The sequence below is a fragment of the Cytophaga hutchinsonii ATCC 33406 genome (genome assembly GCF_000014145.1).
Classification (GTDB): Bacteria; Bacteroidota; Bacteroidia; order Cytophagales; family Cytophagaceae; genus Cytophaga; species Cytophaga hutchinsonii.
In genome coordinates this window covers 4220904-4237313 of sequence record NC_008255.1, presented here as the reverse complement: position 1 = coordinate 4237313, position 16410 = coordinate 4220904, and the positions used below count along the sequence as shown (strand labels likewise).

Here is a 16410-nt window from a genome sequence, read left to right as displayed (position 1 = left end):
TTAATGGGTTCTGTCTTTTATAAATTGAATGTCACGAATCATGAGTTGAATCGTTTTTTTACCATTGAATTCATTTTCTTCCAGCGAATAACAAATGTCAAACGGCTCTTTATTTTTTATACGGTCATAAAAAGCATGCATTTGCCATCCGATTGCAGGGTAAGTTACAGAATCTTGCTGACGAATGTTCAATTTTAGGTGTTTGTCTTTTAAGATTCTGGATGTGCCGTCGTCCATCACATTCCTGGATACAAATATGGGCTGCATATTTTGCGGACCAAACGGCCCCATTTGCCGAACGATATTGAAGAACCGGCTATCAATCTGATTCAACGGCAATTCTAAATCAATGGAAATCATTGGTATAAGCTGCTCTTTGCGGATCGTTGCGGATACAACTTCTTCAAACTTTGTACGGAATGCTTCAATGTTTTTTTCTTCCATCGTTAAACCTGCCGCGTATTTATGTCCGCCGAACTGAATCAATAAGTCTGAACATTTATCGATCGCTTCATATAGGTCGTAATCGGGTACTGAACGCGCCGAACCTGCTACTTTACCGTTTGATTGTGTAAGGATGATGGTAGGACGGTGATAATGTTCAATGCAGCGTGAGGCCACAATTCCGATCACACCTTTATGCCAGTCATTTTTATATAAAACGGTTGAAGATGCTGTCGCTGCATTTGCATTGCTCTGAATCATTCCCAAGGCTTCACCTGTAATGGTTTCATCGAACTCTCTGCGTACTAAATTATGATCATTGATGTTGGCAGCAAAGTTTGCTGCATCGGTTTTATTTTCAGCGAGCAGTAACTCAACAGCTGCAAACGCATGGTCAATGCGGCCGGCAGCATTAATACGGGGACCGATCGTAAACACAACTGTGTTGACATCAATCGCTTTTTTCAAACCTGAAACATCAACGATGGCCTGAATACCCGGTCGTGGTGATTCATTCAGTTTTTGAAGTCCAAAATACGTTAGAATTCTATTTTCTCCCGTTATTGGAACAATGTCTGAGCAAATACTTATCGCTAGTAAATCAATCTGTTCAAATAATAATTCGGAGGAATAACCTGCGCGTGTGCATAAAGCCTGTAAAAGCTTAAAGCCAACACCACAGCCAGAAAGTTCTTTGTATGGATAAGAACAATTGTTTTGTTTCGGATCCAGGATAGCAACAGCATCCGGCAGTTCGTTGCCGGGATTGTGGTGATCACAAATGATAAAGTCAATTCCGAATGAGTTCGCGTATGCAACCATTTCAACCGCACGTATGCCGCAATCCAGACTAACGATTAATGTTGCATTTGTGTCGCGTGCATACTCAATGCCGGCTTTTGATACGCCGTAGCCTTCTTTATACCGATCGGGTATATAGTATTCGATATTTGTATAGTAATTTTTTAAGAAACCATAAAAAACAGATACGGATGTTGTACCGTCCACATCATAATCGCCATAGATCAGTATGCGTTCATTCCCGGCAATGGCTTGCATCAGTCGCGTAACAGCCTTTTCCATGTCGCGCATTAAAAACGGATCATGTAATTGCGATAAAGACGGTCTGAAAAAATTCTTTGCTTCTTCAAATGTTTCAATGTTGCGCTGCACAAGCATGGCAGAGATGTATGCATTTATATTTAATGCCTCCGCCAGCGACCGTGCCTTCTCCTGTGCAGGTAATGTTTTTGTGATCCAGCGTTTAGTAGTCGTATTCAATGTTCTTATGCTTAAAGCGGAAGGCTAAAGGCCTAATGCGTGTGTTTCTTTTATAAGGTCGAAACGCTCGACGGGGGAAATCCTTGGAGCGTTAAAAATTTAAACAGCTGATTACTATATCAAGCACTTCTGGAATTTGTCTTTTGTAATTTGGAATTTATTCGCTGTAATGAATTGCTATTCTTCCAGCAGCAGATCATCCTCACTATCCAGCTCCAGTGCTTTTATTTCACCAACCGCGCTACCTGCAATACCTCTGATGGAGCCGTACATGCCGGTAGTACTTTCAATTACTTTGTCGATCTGTTTTTCGCGTTCTTTCCACATCTTCTGCATGGCAATTTTCTCTTTGTGTAAAGCAGATTGCATACTGGAGAAAGCTTCTACAATCGCTTCCACCTGCTGACGGAATTCGTGACCGGTTAAGTATGAATACAGCATCTGCATTTTTTCTCCTCTGTTTTCTTCGGCTCCCTTTGCTTCTGTTATACGGATCAAGCCATCACGCAAGACGTGAGACAAACCGCGTACCTGCTCAAACGTACAGATCCAGATGCCGTCTTTAATACCAAACGTTGTCATTTCTTTCGGCATGACACTTGTTACCAATACAGCTAAACTAGCTTTCTGGCTGCGCAAATCTCCTTTCAATTTATCGATCCATCCTTCGCTAAACGCTTTTGTATTTTTTGCTTCGTAGATAATGCTTCCGCAGTCTCTGCCTTGTGTATTCCGTACTGTTTGAATAATATCTGCACCGCGTACACCTTTTCCTACTTCTTCAATCAGATCAAACGGGAAGCTCGCCTTTAACAGTTCCTCTAAAAATAATTCCTGCGCTTCACCCTGCAGCTGCATAGAGCCTTGTTCCGCTTTACGTTTCATTTCATCTATCTGTCTGCGCAGTTGCTCAAGCTGTGCGTCCTTCTCTCTGTTCTTTGCCTGGTTTTGTTCATCAGCAGATTTTTGAATTTCCTCTGCCATTAATTTCTTTTGCTCCAGCATCTGCTTTTCAAAAGATACTTTCATTTCCTGCTCTACATCCTTGAGTTTTTGCTCTGCACGCATCAACTCTACTTCTTTCAATTTTAATTCCTGGTTTTCTTTATTCTTTTTTTCCAGATCAGCACGCATACTCTCCATCATTGTAGCATTGTCTTTAGAAACCTGTTCGTTGATCTGCTCGCTTAACTGTTTGCGCAACTGCTGTTCAATAAGATTTTTTTCTTTAAGCAAATTGGCTTTCATTGTTTCTTCCATCTGTGCCTTTTCTGCGACCAGATTTTTTTGAAGATTCCGAAGTTTTAATTCAGCATCATCTAACTGCTTTTTCCGTTCGTCTGCATCTTTTTGAACACGAACAGTTACCTCTGCCTCAATCTGTTTGGCTAATGCTTGTTCAGCATGAAAGTTGTGTCCGCAATTCGGGCAGGTTATTTGGTTGATGGAACTCATAATCAATGGATGGAAATAGATATTAAAAATACGAAAAGATCGGCGAGAATCAGAATGCCTGTAAGTAACTTATCTTATGTAAAAAAATAAAGCCCCCCGCAGCTGCGGGGGGCTTTCAATTGTTTTTTCTAAAAGAATTATAATGTGCCTTCTAATGCATCTTTCAATTCAATGCGTTTACCATCTTTGTATGCAACAACCCAGGCATCACTTACACCCATTTCGCGTAAATATTTTTTAAAATTGTCCGCTTCCCAATAGCTTGGAAATGCACCCAGTGTATATTTTTTTGTACCATCTGCATCCACTTCGCCGCTAAAGTTTTTGTTGTTGTTGAAGTATTTGCTCAGGTCTTTATTTTTAAATGCGCCGATCTGAACTTTATATACAACACCTTTTGCTGCCATTTCATTTGCAGGAACTGTAGTACCTGATGAAGTGACTTTTTTTGCTTCCTGTGATGCTTGTGCTTCTTTTAATTTTGAATTTAAATCGGATACCTGTGCTTTTAATACATCGTTTTCCTGCTTCAGATTATTTACCTGGTTTTCAAGTGCACTTTTATCTTCAACAAGCTGCTTGTATGAAGCCGGAGTTAAGGACTTAATTTTATGCGCCCATTCTTTTTCTTCTGCCTTAGTCATTTGTGCAAATGAAGAAATTGAAATGCTCACCATCAGGGCCAGTGGTAAAAATATGTTTTTCATAAGTAGATTCAATAGTATGTATGATGTAAATTATATTTTTTATTTGAGAAAGAAAAGAGCTTTTATGTATATGAGGGTATTAAACGTTCATTCATTCATAAAACATCTTCCCAATTAAGGTTTTACAGTATATCTAGATCATATTTTTAGGATTTACCCAGGCATCAAACTGTTCGTTGGTAACATAGCCTAATGCTAATGCAGCCTGCCGGAGACTTGTGTTTTCTTTATGCGCATGTTTTGCAATTTCTGCAGACTTATCATAACCAATATGCGGATTTAAGGCTGTAACCAGCATCAACGAGTTTTCTACATTGCGTTCAATGGTGGCTGTATTAGGCTCTATTCCTTTTGCACATTTTTCATTAAATGAAACACATGCATCACCGATCAGCCGTGCAGATTGCAGAAAATTATAAATAATCACCGGTTTGAACACATTCAATTCAAACTGTCCCATAGAACCTGCAACGGACAATGTTACATCATTTCCCATTACCTGCGCGCAAACCATCGTCAAGGCTTCTACCTGTGTAGGATTCACCTTGCCCGGCATGATTGAAGATCCGGGTTCATTATCCGGAATGTGGATTTCTCCAATCCCGCTTCTGGGACCGGATGCAAGCATGCGAATGTCATTTGCAATTTTCATCAGACTCACTGCAGACGTTTTTAACGCGCCGTGCATTTCTACCAATGCGTCGTGTGTAGCAAGTGCTTCAAATTTATTGGGTGCTGATGTAAACGGAAAACCTGTGAGCGCAGCAATGTGCCCGGCAACCCGTTCCGCATATCCTTTGGGTGCATTAATTCCCGTACCAACAGCTGTTCCACCCAGCGCTAGTTCTGAAAGATGTGCCGAGGCATTGTGAATTGCTTTTAATGCATAGCTTAATTGCGCAGCATATCCGGAAAACTCCTGGCCCAATGTCAAAGGCGTTGCATCCATGAAATGCGTACGGCCTATTTTAACAACATCTTTAAACTGTTCTGTTTTTGTCCGTAACGTATGCTGCAATTGCTCTATTCCTGGAATCGTTACTTTTTTTAACATCAGGCAAGCGGCAATGTGCATAGCCGTGGGAAACGTGTCGTTTGATGACTGCGATTTATTTACATCATCATTTGGATGAATTTTTTTTGTTTCATCCAGTAAATTTCCGCCAAGCAAAACATGTGCACGGTTTGCAATCACTTCATTCACATTCATATTTGATTGTGTACCCGAACCTGTTTGCCATACAACCAACGGAAATTGATCATCCAGTTTTTTTGCCAGAATTTCATCGCAGACTTCTGCGATACTGCCTGCTTTTTCTTTATCTAAAATCCCTAATTCGAGATTTGTTTGTGCAGCTGCCTTTTTTAAGATAGCGAAGGCGTGTATGATTTCGATCGGCATGCGCGTTGAAGCATCACCGATTTTAAAATTTTCTATGGAACGTTGGGTTTGTGCACCCCAATATTTATCTGCCGGCACTTCCACCAAACCCATGGTATCTTTTTCAATTCGAATAGACATATTGATTTTTACGTTAAGTTTGTCTACCTTAATATGAAGAGTTTTTTTCAAATACGAAAGTGTTACAGCCGCAATAATTCAATACATGGAATAAACGGATCGGCTTTTCTAACGTACAAGAAATCAACCAGTAATTTTAACCGTACAATCATGATAAAAAAAATTTTAACAGGCATGCTTTGTGCCCTCTGCTGCATTATAAGCCTATGTGCTTCAGCAGCAGACACCCTTACAACAAACAGTGGAATTAAATATGTCCGCATAAAAGAAGGTGATGGCATTCATCCAAAAGCCGGACAAACAGTAAAGGTAATTTACAGTAGAAAATCTTCAACAGGGCGTGTAGTTGAAACCAATGAAGGAGGAAAACCCTTTAAATTTCAAGTGGATAACCATGAAGTAATTCCCGGATGGGATGAAGCTGTAAAACTCATGAGCAAAGGAGAAAAATGGTACTGCATCATTCCTTCTGAACTTGGGTACGGTAAAAAAGGAATTGAAGGTGTTGTCGCTCCAAATTCAACCTTATACTTTTTAATTGAAATTGTTGATATTAAATAACACATAAAAAATCCGCCTTGCTAACATAAGGCGGATTTTTTATGTTAATTTTTCTAATTGAATATGTAATTTTTCGAAATATTGTACTCGTTATTGTTTTTAATTATCCAAAATTGATTTAAATCACATTTCCCTGTAGTTTATACAACGTAATGAATTTTTTAAAAAAGTATAGGTATATATACATGCATGCACTTTTACTGGTGTTTCCTAATTTTTTATTCAATTTATTGATGTAATATATTTAACAATTGTTAATTAACAATTGTTAAATATATGGCGTTTAAACATCTAATACATAGAATTTAAAAGCACTCTGATGAGAATCTTATTATTATTAAGCATATTTTCTGCTAGCTTATTTGCCGGGAGTTTTCAGCTTCTGCAAACGATACATTAACCACTGCAAGTGGAATTAAATATGTACTAATCCAAAAAGGTGATGGTGTTCACCCTAACTCCCATCAACTTGTAAGTATCATGTACTGCATAAAATCACCGGAGGGAGAAATTATTGACTCCAACCAAATGCATGATCCTTTCAGGTTCAGAGTCGATAACACTCATGTAATTGATGGTTTGAATGAAATCGTTAAACAAATGAGCATAGGAGAATCTATCTATTGCATTATTCCTTCTGAATTAGGTCATGGAGAAAAAGGTATTAAAGGAGATGTTGCTCCAAATACTACCTTGTCTTATTATATTCAATTGCTCGCGATCAAATAAAACGCTTTAAACAGTTGCCCGGTTTTAACTTCCACATTAAAACCGGACAACTGTTTAAAGCCATTTTTTACGCTGAAAATAGATAAGCATCCCGAGCGCAATTGTTCCACATAAAACGAGCACAGCGTAATACCCATTTTGCGTATGCAGTTCAGGCATGTTGTCGAAATTCATTCCATATAAACCTGTAATGAAGGCTAAGGGCATAAAAATAGTTGATATCACTGTCAATACTTTCATTACACTATTCATGCGGTTACTTACGGAAGATAAGTAAACATCTACGATGCCGGACAAAATATCGCGTGTAGATTCTACAGTTTCAATCACTTGAATGGTGTGATCGTATACATCGCGTAAAAAGGGTTTTACATCTTCGCCGATCATAGAACATTCATCCCGCTCCAGCTTTACTATCACTTCACGCAGCGGCCATACAGACTTTCGCAGGTAAATCAGATCTCTCCTGAATTTATATAATTCTTTAAGTTTAACAGGTTCCGGGTTTGTAAGCATTTCCTGTTCAATAACTTCAAGTGTGTCGCCAACATATTCCATAATCTCGAAGTAATGATCAACAATGGTATCCAGCAAACTGTACAGCAAATAATCTGCTCCCTTCCTTCGCATTTTACCTTTGTTCTGGCGCAGCCTTTCCCTATTGGGATTAAAGACATCCCCCTCTTTATTTTTTTCCTGAAACGATAAAATTAAATTTGGCTTAATAACAAAGCTTACCTGTTCAGAAAAAATTTCATTTGTTTTGTCATCGTGCCGGATCATCTTTACAGTAAGAAAAAGACAATCGTCGTAATCATCCAGCTTTGGCCGCTGCTCTGCACTGGCAACATCTTCCATCAACAAAGGGTGCAGTCTGTATTTTTTTTCTATATCAGCCAGCTGATTGGGATTGTTTACACCATCTATGTTGTACCAGTATACCTGATTGTTATCTGCAGGTGGCACAATCATATCTTCAACCGATTCAATCTTTCCCTCGACTACTTCATTTTCATCATACCGTATGAGATAAATATCTGCAATATCATTTTCATCTGAATGATCGAAACCGCTCAACTCTCCCGGAGAAAGGCCTGGTTTTCGTGCTTTATTTTTATGTTTACGGCTCATAGTATATCTTCAAATAAACGGATTGAAACGGGCATTTTAAAAACCTCTCAGCAAAGGCCTGTTTGCTGTAAATTCACCAACATTCCAGGGGATGGATGTAAGAATAATAAGTAAGGAAATACTAAGCCAGATTGCAATCGTTTTGAATTTTTCTTTGTCAGTCGCTTTCTTTTTGCTTTTAATCAATCCGATTGAAATACATGTTACTGCTATAATCATCATCAGCGAATGCTCCATGCCAAAAAAGCGAAACTCTTTCTCATGTACGGCTTCTTTGAAATGTGTCAGGAAATACCGGATAACAGGACTGATCGCATACAACGTTATCCCGAGTAAAGCCTGGATATGAACAATGATCAGTGTAATAAGCCTGACGTTGTTATCTGCGGAAGTATAAGGTTTGTTTTTCAGCCAGCCATAACAGCTTCTGATCAGCAAATAGGAAATTGCTGCTAAAACAAGCCAGCGTAGTGTTGAATGGGTAAATACAAATATTGAATACATGTGCCTTCTAAAGTACTCTTCTAAAATAACTCAAAGTATTCATAATTCAGATTCCTGAAGCAATATTTTTACTTCAATTATTTGCAGGTATATATTCCGGACAAACCATATGAAATCTTTTCTTTAACTTACTGCTTTGAAACCATATACAACATGAAACAACGTACGTTTGTCTTATTATTTTTTATTCTGACTTTAAGTAGTTACGCCCAAACATTGAAGCTTGAGACTGTGATTCAAAAAGGTCACTCCGCCTCGGTGAAAGCTGTTGCCGTAAGCCCTGACGGCAAAATACTGGCTACAGGCAGCCGGGATAAAAGTGTAAAATTATGGGATCAGCAATCCGGTATGGAGATACGCAGTCTGATCGGCCATGACCATACCGTAAACGGCTTGGCATTCAGTCCAGATGGAAAACTGCTCGCAACCAGCAGTGCAGACGGCACAGCGCGCGTGTGGGACATTTTAACAGGAAAAGAAATTTTCACCTCTCCGAAAAATTCGAAATACATTACCGATGTCGCCTTCAATCCCGATGGCAAATCTTTTGCATATGCCGGCTATCCGGACTCTGCATCGATTTATGCGATACCCTCGGGGAAATTAATTAAACGCCTGGAAGTAAATGCAGATCAGGGATCAGGATATGGCATCAGCCTGAAGTATAGCAATGATGGTAAATGGCTGGCTATTGGTGAAGACAATAAAACAGCAAATGTATATCGTACAAGTGACTGGCATCTGGCATACACCTTTAAACCCGCTGAAGGCTGGTGCGGTGGCTGTGGAACGTATGTTGAATTTTCGCGTGATAATAAATCACTTTTTAAAATCGCGCATAACGATAAATTATCACAATATGATTTGCAAACAGGCAGTCTGATCAAAACCTTCGGCGAGCCCGTTGATTATTTACGTGGCATAACCCTTACAAAAGACGGCCAGCATGTGATTGCCGCCAGTGACAGTATGTTGTATAATTATACCATTACGTCAAAAACTGTTGTTGCCTACAAACTTTATTTATCTGAAACGGTAAATGATATTGCGCTTTCATTGGATGAAAAAGAAATTCTTGTTGCCTCTGATAATATGACTGCGTGGGCACTTGAGGCCGCTAGCGGAAAAGTGATCCGTACCTATCAGGGGGCGTTGCAGGAGCAGGATAAAGGCGGGCTTAACTATAATGCAGACAATTACTGGGAATATAATATTGCGCGTTATCTTCGACTTAAAAATGAATTGCTGCTGACAAAAGATGACAATAATTTTATAACAGGCAAAACCGGGGTAAATGCCATTCAATGGAATATCTCAACCGGGGCTCCGAATAAATTATACGAAGGACATACTAAAGCGGTGATCAGCATGGATCAATCGGCTGATGGCAGCATATTAGCCACAGCAGACGGTGCGGGTGAAGTATTTCTTTGGAACACAAAAACAGGCGCGCTGATCAATCGCATTAAACCACATACCGAACCTATTTTTGATGTGTCGTTGAGCAGAGATGGAAAATATGTAGCAACCGGTTCGTGGGATGCAAGCATTGAAGTGTATGATGTTCAGACGGGAGAAGTAAGCTCAGATATGTATCTGAAAGAAAATTCCTGCTATAGCATTTCCTTTACTCCCAACGGACTGTACCTGCTTTGCGGCAGATTAGATAAATCACTGGAATTGCGTGAACCGGATTCTAAAAAAGTTGTGCTTTCGTTTATAGGTCACACCGATGTTGTTTCATCTATTGCGTTCGGAGCAGATCCGAATAAGGCACTCACTGCCTCATGGGATGGAACCGCGCGCATCTGGGATGTAACTACAGGCATGATGCTGCAAAAATTTAAGGGAGCCAGGGGTATGTTGCACAGCGCAATTTATTCCACAGACAGTAAAAAAATTATTACCGGAGGGGATGACCGTATCATCCGCATCTGGGATATACAATCCGGCCAAGTATTAAAGACCTTAAACGGTCATCAGTCTGAGATTACTTCTTTGTCTTTAAGCAAAGATGGAAAGATGCTTGTTTCATACAGCACAGATGGTGTTGTTAAATTCTGGAATTTAGAGTCGGGACTGGAATTTTATGAGCATGTTCACATCAGTTCAAGAGAGTGGATGGCCCGAACGCCCCAAGGTTACTTCAGTGCAACAGAACAGGCGCGTGCAGATATTCATTTTGTGAAAGGAATGGATGTGTACGCTCCGGATCAGTTTTTCGAATACTACAGACCAGATCTTATTCAGCAGATTTTTCTTAACAGAGGTTCTTCACCTACCGGTATGCAAAATGTAGAAAACAGTTTGCAACTCTCACCTCCACCACTGATTAAGCTCGCATGCATACCCAATGCAGATGGTTTGCAGGCAACCTTAAATATTAAAGTGATGGATGAAGGCGGTGGCCTGAGCGAAATTCGTTTGGCGCATAATGGCAAAAATATGGCTGTAGCATTAGACCCTAAAAAGGTCGTAGAAGGAAAAGGCAATTCATATATTTATTCCGTTCCTGTATCATTGGTTCGCGGAACAAATCAGTTTAGCGGCATTGCGGTGAGTAAGGGCAAAATTGAATCCGCTGCATCGCTTGTTTCGGTTGTTTCTGATAAAGCACCCAGTGCTGCCGTTTGTCATGTATTTGCCATCGGAATTGATACCTATAAAAATCCTGCATATACATTAAACTACGCCCGTGAAGATGCTGAAGCATTTGCAGAATCAGTGAAAAGAAACGGAGCTAATCTATACCAGAAAGTAATTGTACATGGGTTGTATGATGCTGCCGCCACCAGACAAAACGTTTTAGATACACTAAAAAGTCTTGAAGCGCATATCGCTCTAAATGACGTTTTTATTTTTTATTACGCCGGACATGGCAGCATGGTAGATCAGAATTTTTATTTTATTCCTACTGAATGCACAAGTATGTATCAGGCAACTGCAAACAATGCGTTATCAGCTGAAACAATACAGGCAGGGTTTAAAAATATAAAAGCATTGAAACAGATTATTATTATGGATGCCTGCCAGTCAGGAGGGTCGGTTGAGGTGTTAGCCATGCGCGGAGCAAATGAAGAAAAAGCCTTTGCACAACTTTCAAGAGGCGCAGGTATTCACGTAATGGCTTCTGCAGGAAGCGAGCAAAACGCAAAAGAAATCCTGGAATTAAAACATGGTTTGTTCACCTATGTATTACTGGAAGCCCTGAACGGCAAAGCAGATGGTGCACCAAAAGATGGTAAAATTACTATTTATGAATTAAAATCGTATCTGGATGATCAGGTGCCGGAGCTAAATTCAAAGTATAGCGGGAAGATTCAGTTCCCATACACTTTTTCAAGAGGAAGCGATTTTCCAATTGTACTGGAGTAGCGGCAAGTTGCATTCGCTCATTATCTATATAAGGGCGAATGCAGTTTGCCCTTACAGGCAGCGATGTTACCAGTCATCCTGGGTCTTAACATAACCCTTCACCATAAATAGTTTTAAGTCTGCCAGTACTTTATCTATTTCTGTTTTTACTTGTGTTGTGGTTTCTGTTTTGTTCTGGCTTGTCATCTTTGCATATGCCTGTTCCAGCGGCAGCTGCGTTTTTGCCCCGGAAGCAATTTTGTAAAATCTAAAATCTGTAATGGTAACGCGGTATTTCCCTTCTTTTTGATTGAGCGTGATTGTATAGGCAATGTTATTTTCCGATTTATACTTGAAATCGTATGTCAGGCTAATGCTGAAATTAGCGTTATTTGCTACAGTATAATTTACTTCACTATCAATAGCCAGGGTTTCAACTTTGTAATAATGTGCCAGCCAGCGTTTGCATCTGGCATACATCTCATCGCGTGTAACACTATCCAGCGGAATTGTTTCCTGCCAGGTAACTTTGTTTGTAAGCGGATCAATCGGCAGCGCACTTTGGGCATTTACCAGAATCAGGCTGCTTAGTACGAATGTTATTGCTAAAATATATTTCATAGAATTATACGTTTATTTTTAATGATACTACAATTATTAAGTCTAATCAACTGAAACTGAAAAATAATCGACAGCTGCTTTATTTATATTACTTTTCTTCTTCCTCTTTAAACCAGCCTGCATAGGTAACATAATTATTTGCAATACGATCAATAAGCGTATTGAATTGTTCTGGAGCCAGATCTTTAACTTTTTTTGCAGGTATACCCGCATACAAAGAGCCGCTTTCAACACGTGTACCCTCCAATAAAATAGCTCCGGCAGCTATTAACGAATTTTTTTCAATGTAACAGCCATCCATAACAATTGCGCCCATACCGATTAATACATTTTCTTCCACGATACATCCGTGTACAATCGCATTATGGCCAATAGAAACGTTGTCTCCGATAATTGTTGCATGTTTTTCATACGTGCAATGTATACAAACGCCATCCTGGATGTTTACTTTGTTTCCAATCTTGATACGGTTTACATCTCCACGAACGACTGCATTAAACCAAACACTGCAAAATTCTCCCATTTCAACATTTCCAACGACTGTTGCATTATCCGCCAGCCAACAATTTTCGCCAAATTGAGGCGTTTTACCCAAAACAGATTTAATCAAAGCCATATACGTATTTAACAGTCCTGTTCTTTAAAATTAGCAATAATTAGATCGGCTTTTATAAAATTTTTGTTTTTCCGGCGGATGTTTTTTTAGACTGTTATCTATACTTTTTATTGATTAAATTGAAAATCTATTTAGGCGCTGCCTATTCAAAAAATTGTACGCATGAAAAAATTGTTTTTGTTGGATGCCATGGCACTAATATACCGTGCCCACTTTGCTTTTAGTAAAAACCCAAGAGTAACGTCTACGGGTATTAGTACCGGCGCGGTTTTTGGCTTCACAAATAGTCTGTTAGAAATTCTACTTAAAGAAAAACCTACTCATATTGGTGTTGCTTTTGATTTACAGGGTCCCACATTCAGACATGATAATTTTACAGAATACAAAGCTAACCGCCAGGAACAGCCCGAAGATATAAGCGTTGCCATTCCCTACATTTATCGCCTGCTGGAAGGGATGAATATTCCAATACTTGGTGTTCCCGGGTATGAGGCGGATGATATTGTAGGAACATTTTCTAAAATCGCACCCCCGCTTGGTTTTGATGTGTACATGATGACCATGGATAAAGATTACATGCAGCTGGTAAATGAGCATGTATTTTTATACCGTCCGGCATATATGGGTAATGATGTTGAAATTTATGACATTAATAAAGTATTGGCGAAGTTTAATATCAAGGAAGTAGATCAGGTGCGTGATATTCTTGGTCTGCAAGGCGATACCGTTGATAATATTCCAGGCATTCCAGGCATTGGTGAAAAGACTGCGCAAAAACTTATTGCAGATTTTGGCTCGGTAGAAAATCTGATCAAAAATGCAGATCAGCTTAAAGGCAAGCAAAAAGAAAATGTAATAAACTTTGCTGCTCAAGGTTTACTGTCTAAAGAGCTTGCTACCATACATTGCGAAGTACCGATTGAATTTGATGAAGAAGCTTTGCGTGTTAAAGAATATAATATTGAAGCCTTGGATCAATTGTTTGATGAACTTGAATTCAGGACGCTTAAAAAAAGATTGTTCGGCAACTCCTCTTCTGCATCTGAAACAGAAAAGAAAATGGAAACAAAAGCGACCAAAAAATCTGCTGCTGTTTCATCAACCGGACAAATGGGGCTCTTTGGCATGGAGGCTGCCGAGACTATTACTGAAGAATTTGACGAGAAGGGGGAGTCAAAGGAAACTATTGTGAGAGACACAATTGATACAGTCCTTCACGATTATTATGTGGTAGATACCGAAGCTGAGATTGTCCGTTTAACCAATCTTCTGTTGCTGCAGGAGTCTTTTTGTTTTGATACAGAAACTACCTCTCTTAACGCACTTGAAGCAGAACTTGTCGGGCTTGCTATTTCCTTCCGTGCCAAAGAAGCGTATTATATACCATTTACGTCTGATCAGATTCAGACACAACGTATCCTTGACCTTCTGCAGCCGGCTTTTGAAAAGTCATCCATTACAAAAGTCGGCCAGAATTTGAAATACGACCTGTTGGTTTTGAAAAAATATAATTTTGCCATAGCTGGTCCGTTGTTTGATACAATGCTTGCGCACTATTTGCTTGAGCCTGAAATGCGCCACGGCATGGATACACTTGCTGAAGTCTATTTAAATTATACACCCGTTTCCATTGAGCAGCTTATCGGGAAAAAAGGTGCAAAGCAAGGCACCATGCGTGATGTTGAAATTGAAGCAATAAAAGAATATGCGGCAGAAGATGCAGACATTACTTTTCAGCTTTATAAATTTTTCAGCCCGCTTGTTAAAGATCAAAATCTTAATCCATTGTTCAATGAAGTGGAAATGCCGTTAAGCGAAGTGCTTGCAGATATGGAATTGGAAGGTGTTAAAATTGACACGCAAGCATTGTCCGAATTTTCATCGCTGTTGCAGACAGAGATTACTGCCGTTGAAAAAGAAATCTATGAACATGCGGGTGTACAGTTTAATATTTCTTCTCCGAAACAATTAGGTGAAATACTCTTTGATAAATTAAAGCTCGACCCGAACGCGAAGAAAACGAAGACAGGTCAATATGCAACAGGTGAAGATGTACTTACAAAACTGGATAGTGACCACCCTATTTTGGCAAACATTTTAGATTACAGAGAATTTCAAAAACTTAAATCAACCTATGTAGATGCACTTCCTCTTTTATTGGGAAAAGATGGACGCGTGCATACATCCTTTAACCAGGCTGTTGCTGCCACTGGCAGATTAAGCTCAACCAATCCGAACCTGCAAAATATTCCTATCCGTACAGACAGAGGCAAAGAAATCAGAAGAGCATTTGTTGCACGCGACAACGACCATGTTATCTTGTCGGCCGATTATTCTCAAATCGAATTGCGTATTATGGCTGCTTTCAGCAAAGATGAAAGTATGCTGAACGCTTTTAGAAAAGGCGTTGACATTCATAGCACAACCGCAAGCAAAGTTTTCAAAGTTCCTATTGAAGACGTTACTGCTGATATGCGACGCAAAGCAAAGATGGTCAACTTCGGAATTATTTATGGTATTAGTGCTTTTGGTTTATCACAACGTTTATCGATACCCCGGAAAGAAGCGGCAGAAATAATCACCGCTTATTTTACAGAATTTCCGGCTGTTAAAGCTTATATGGATGCCTGTGTTAACTCTGCACGCGAAGTTGAATATGTTGAAACGATTTTAGGCAGAAGAAGATTCTTGCGCGACATTAACTCCCGCAACATGACCATGCGTGGGTTTGCCGAACGAAATGCAATCAATGCTCCGATTCAGGGAAGTGCTGCTGATATGATCAAAGTAGCCATGATCCGCATTCATGACTGGATGAAAAAAGAAAACCTGAAATCCAAAATGGTTCTTCAGGTGCATGATGAATTACTGTTCGATGCACACAAAGACGAAATTGACCTGTTAAAAACCCAGGTAGAAATTTTTATGAAAGAAGCAATTGCCTTAGATGTTCCTATGGAAGTCGGAATGGGAATTGGTGAAAATTGGCTTGAAGCACACTAATAAAAAATTACCCTTCTTTTGTTAAAGCAAAATTATCCAGCAGGTCATGTATATGCTGGATAATTTCATTTACAGGCATATATGTTTCAATCGTGTCTAATAACATTAATCCGTGATGCGCACTCGCATTTCTATATTCTTTTAATTTTCTGAATTCTTCTGCAATGTCTGTTTTCATATATCCACACTGGCAGCCTTTATCAATTAAAACAGAGAATTTTATTTTTGTTATTGTTTTGTACTCAGCATATAAAATATGACGTAATGTTTTTTCCAGCGTCATTATTGCAACAAGGCGCGCTACAGGTAGTAATGATGCTTTATTCAATGATGCCTGCAGTAAATCCTCAACAAGTATGCATTCCTGCTTAATTTCTTCCGCCGTAATATCTTTGAATAGTTTCATCTTATACATTTATTAGCACCTACAAAAAAAAGAGTGGTGCTATTCCAGGCACCACTCTTTTTTCTCTTGCGAGTAT

The 16410-nt window shown here is 39.4% G+C and carries 13 protein-coding genes; 4 read left to right on the top strand and 9 right to left on the bottom strand.

Annotated elements, in window-relative coordinates; translation table 11 throughout:
- The 4 genes from recJ to fumC all read right to left on the bottom strand — a co-directional run bounded on the left by recJ (position 1) and on the right by fumC (position 5409).
- Complete coding sequence (recJ, locus tag CHU_RS17810) at positions 1 to 1725, bottom strand: single-stranded-DNA-specific exonuclease RecJ (protein WP_011587006.1); 1725 nt, start codon at positions 1723 to 1725, stop codon at positions 1 to 3.
- A gap of 177 nt (positions 1726 to 1902) precedes the next feature.
- Positions 1903 to 3180 (bottom strand): DUF2130 domain-containing protein, encoded by a 1278-nt coding sequence (locus CHU_RS17805; protein ID WP_041932488.1) that lies wholly within the window; start codon positions 3178 to 3180, stop codon positions 1903 to 1905.
- Positions 3181 to 3317: 137 nt separating this feature from the next.
- Entirely contained in the window at positions 3318 to 3887 is a 570-nt protein-coding gene (locus CHU_RS17800; RefSeq protein ID WP_041932487.1) for an ezrin/radixin/moesin family protein, read from the bottom strand.
- 133 nt (positions 3888 to 4020) lie between these two features.
- Entirely contained in the window at positions 4021 to 5409 is a 1389-nt protein-coding gene (fumC, locus tag CHU_RS17795) for a class II fumarate hydratase (protein ID WP_011587003.1), read from the bottom strand.
- Positions 5410 to 5559: 150 nt separating this feature from the next.
- Between fumC and CHU_RS17790 the strand changes: the two genes are divergently transcribed.
- Together CHU_RS17790 and CHU_RS17785 are read left to right on the top strand one after the other, a co-directional pair.
- Positions 5560 to 5970 (top strand): FKBP-type peptidyl-prolyl cis-trans isomerase, encoded by a 411-nt coding sequence (locus CHU_RS17790; RefSeq protein WP_011587002.1) that lies wholly within the window; start codon positions 5560 to 5562, stop codon positions 5968 to 5970.
- 360 nt (positions 5971 to 6330) lie between these two features.
- The gene (locus tag CHU_RS17785; protein ID WP_049755593.1) at positions 6331 to 6699 is read left to right on the top strand and encodes an FKBP-type peptidyl-prolyl cis-trans isomerase; all 369 of its coding nucleotides are present in this window, start codon (positions 6331 to 6333) and stop codon (positions 6697 to 6699) included.
- A 54-nt stretch (positions 6700 to 6753) separates the two neighbouring features.
- Here CHU_RS17785 and corA read toward each other — a convergent pair whose 3' ends face one another.
- Together corA and CHU_RS17775 are read right to left on the bottom strand one after the other, a co-directional pair.
- A complete protein-coding gene (gene corA, locus CHU_RS17780) occupies positions 6754 to 7830 on the bottom strand; it encodes a magnesium/cobalt transporter CorA (protein WP_011587000.1) in 1077 nt (358 codons plus the stop codon).
- Positions 7831 to 7866: 36 nt separating this feature from the next.
- Complete coding sequence (locus CHU_RS17775; RefSeq protein WP_011586999.1) at positions 7867 to 8334, bottom strand: hypothetical protein; 468 nt, start codon at positions 8332 to 8334, stop codon at positions 7867 to 7869.
- 153 nt (positions 8335 to 8487) lie between these two features.
- Between CHU_RS17775 and CHU_RS17770 the strand changes: the two genes are divergently transcribed.
- The gene (locus CHU_RS17770) at positions 8488 to 11709 is read left to right on the top strand and encodes a caspase family protein (protein WP_143144063.1); all 3222 of its coding nucleotides are present in this window, start codon (positions 8488 to 8490) and stop codon (positions 11707 to 11709) included.
- A 66-nt stretch (positions 11710 to 11775) separates the two neighbouring features.
- On the opposite strand, the gene CHU_RS17765 is transcribed toward CHU_RS17770, so the two are convergent.
- Both CHU_RS17765 and CHU_RS17760 read right to left on the bottom strand, forming a co-directional pair.
- Positions 11776 to 12309 (bottom strand): DUF4468 domain-containing protein, encoded by a 534-nt coding sequence (locus CHU_RS17765; protein ID WP_011586997.1) that lies wholly within the window; start codon positions 12307 to 12309, stop codon positions 11776 to 11778.
- An 88-nt stretch (positions 12310 to 12397) separates the two neighbouring features.
- A complete protein-coding gene (locus tag CHU_RS17760) occupies positions 12398 to 12925 on the bottom strand; it encodes a gamma carbonic anhydrase family protein (protein ID WP_011586996.1) in 528 nt (175 codons plus the stop codon).
- A gap of 162 nt (positions 12926 to 13087) precedes the next feature.
- Here CHU_RS17760 and polA point away from each other — a divergent pair, with 162 nt between their 5' ends.
- Positions 13088 to 15928 carry a DNA polymerase I gene (gene polA / locus CHU_RS17755; protein WP_011586995.1) on the top strand — a complete coding sequence of 947 codons (2841 nt, stop codon included), beginning with the start codon at positions 13088 to 13090 and terminating at the stop codon, positions 15926 to 15928.
- A 7-nt stretch (positions 15929 to 15935) separates the two neighbouring features.
- Here polA and CHU_RS17750 read toward each other — a convergent pair whose 3' ends face one another.
- Complete coding sequence (locus CHU_RS17750) at positions 15936 to 16334, bottom strand: hypothetical protein (protein WP_238379310.1); 399 nt, start codon at positions 16332 to 16334, stop codon at positions 15936 to 15938.
- Between the last annotated feature and the right edge of the window lie 76 nt (positions 16335 to 16410).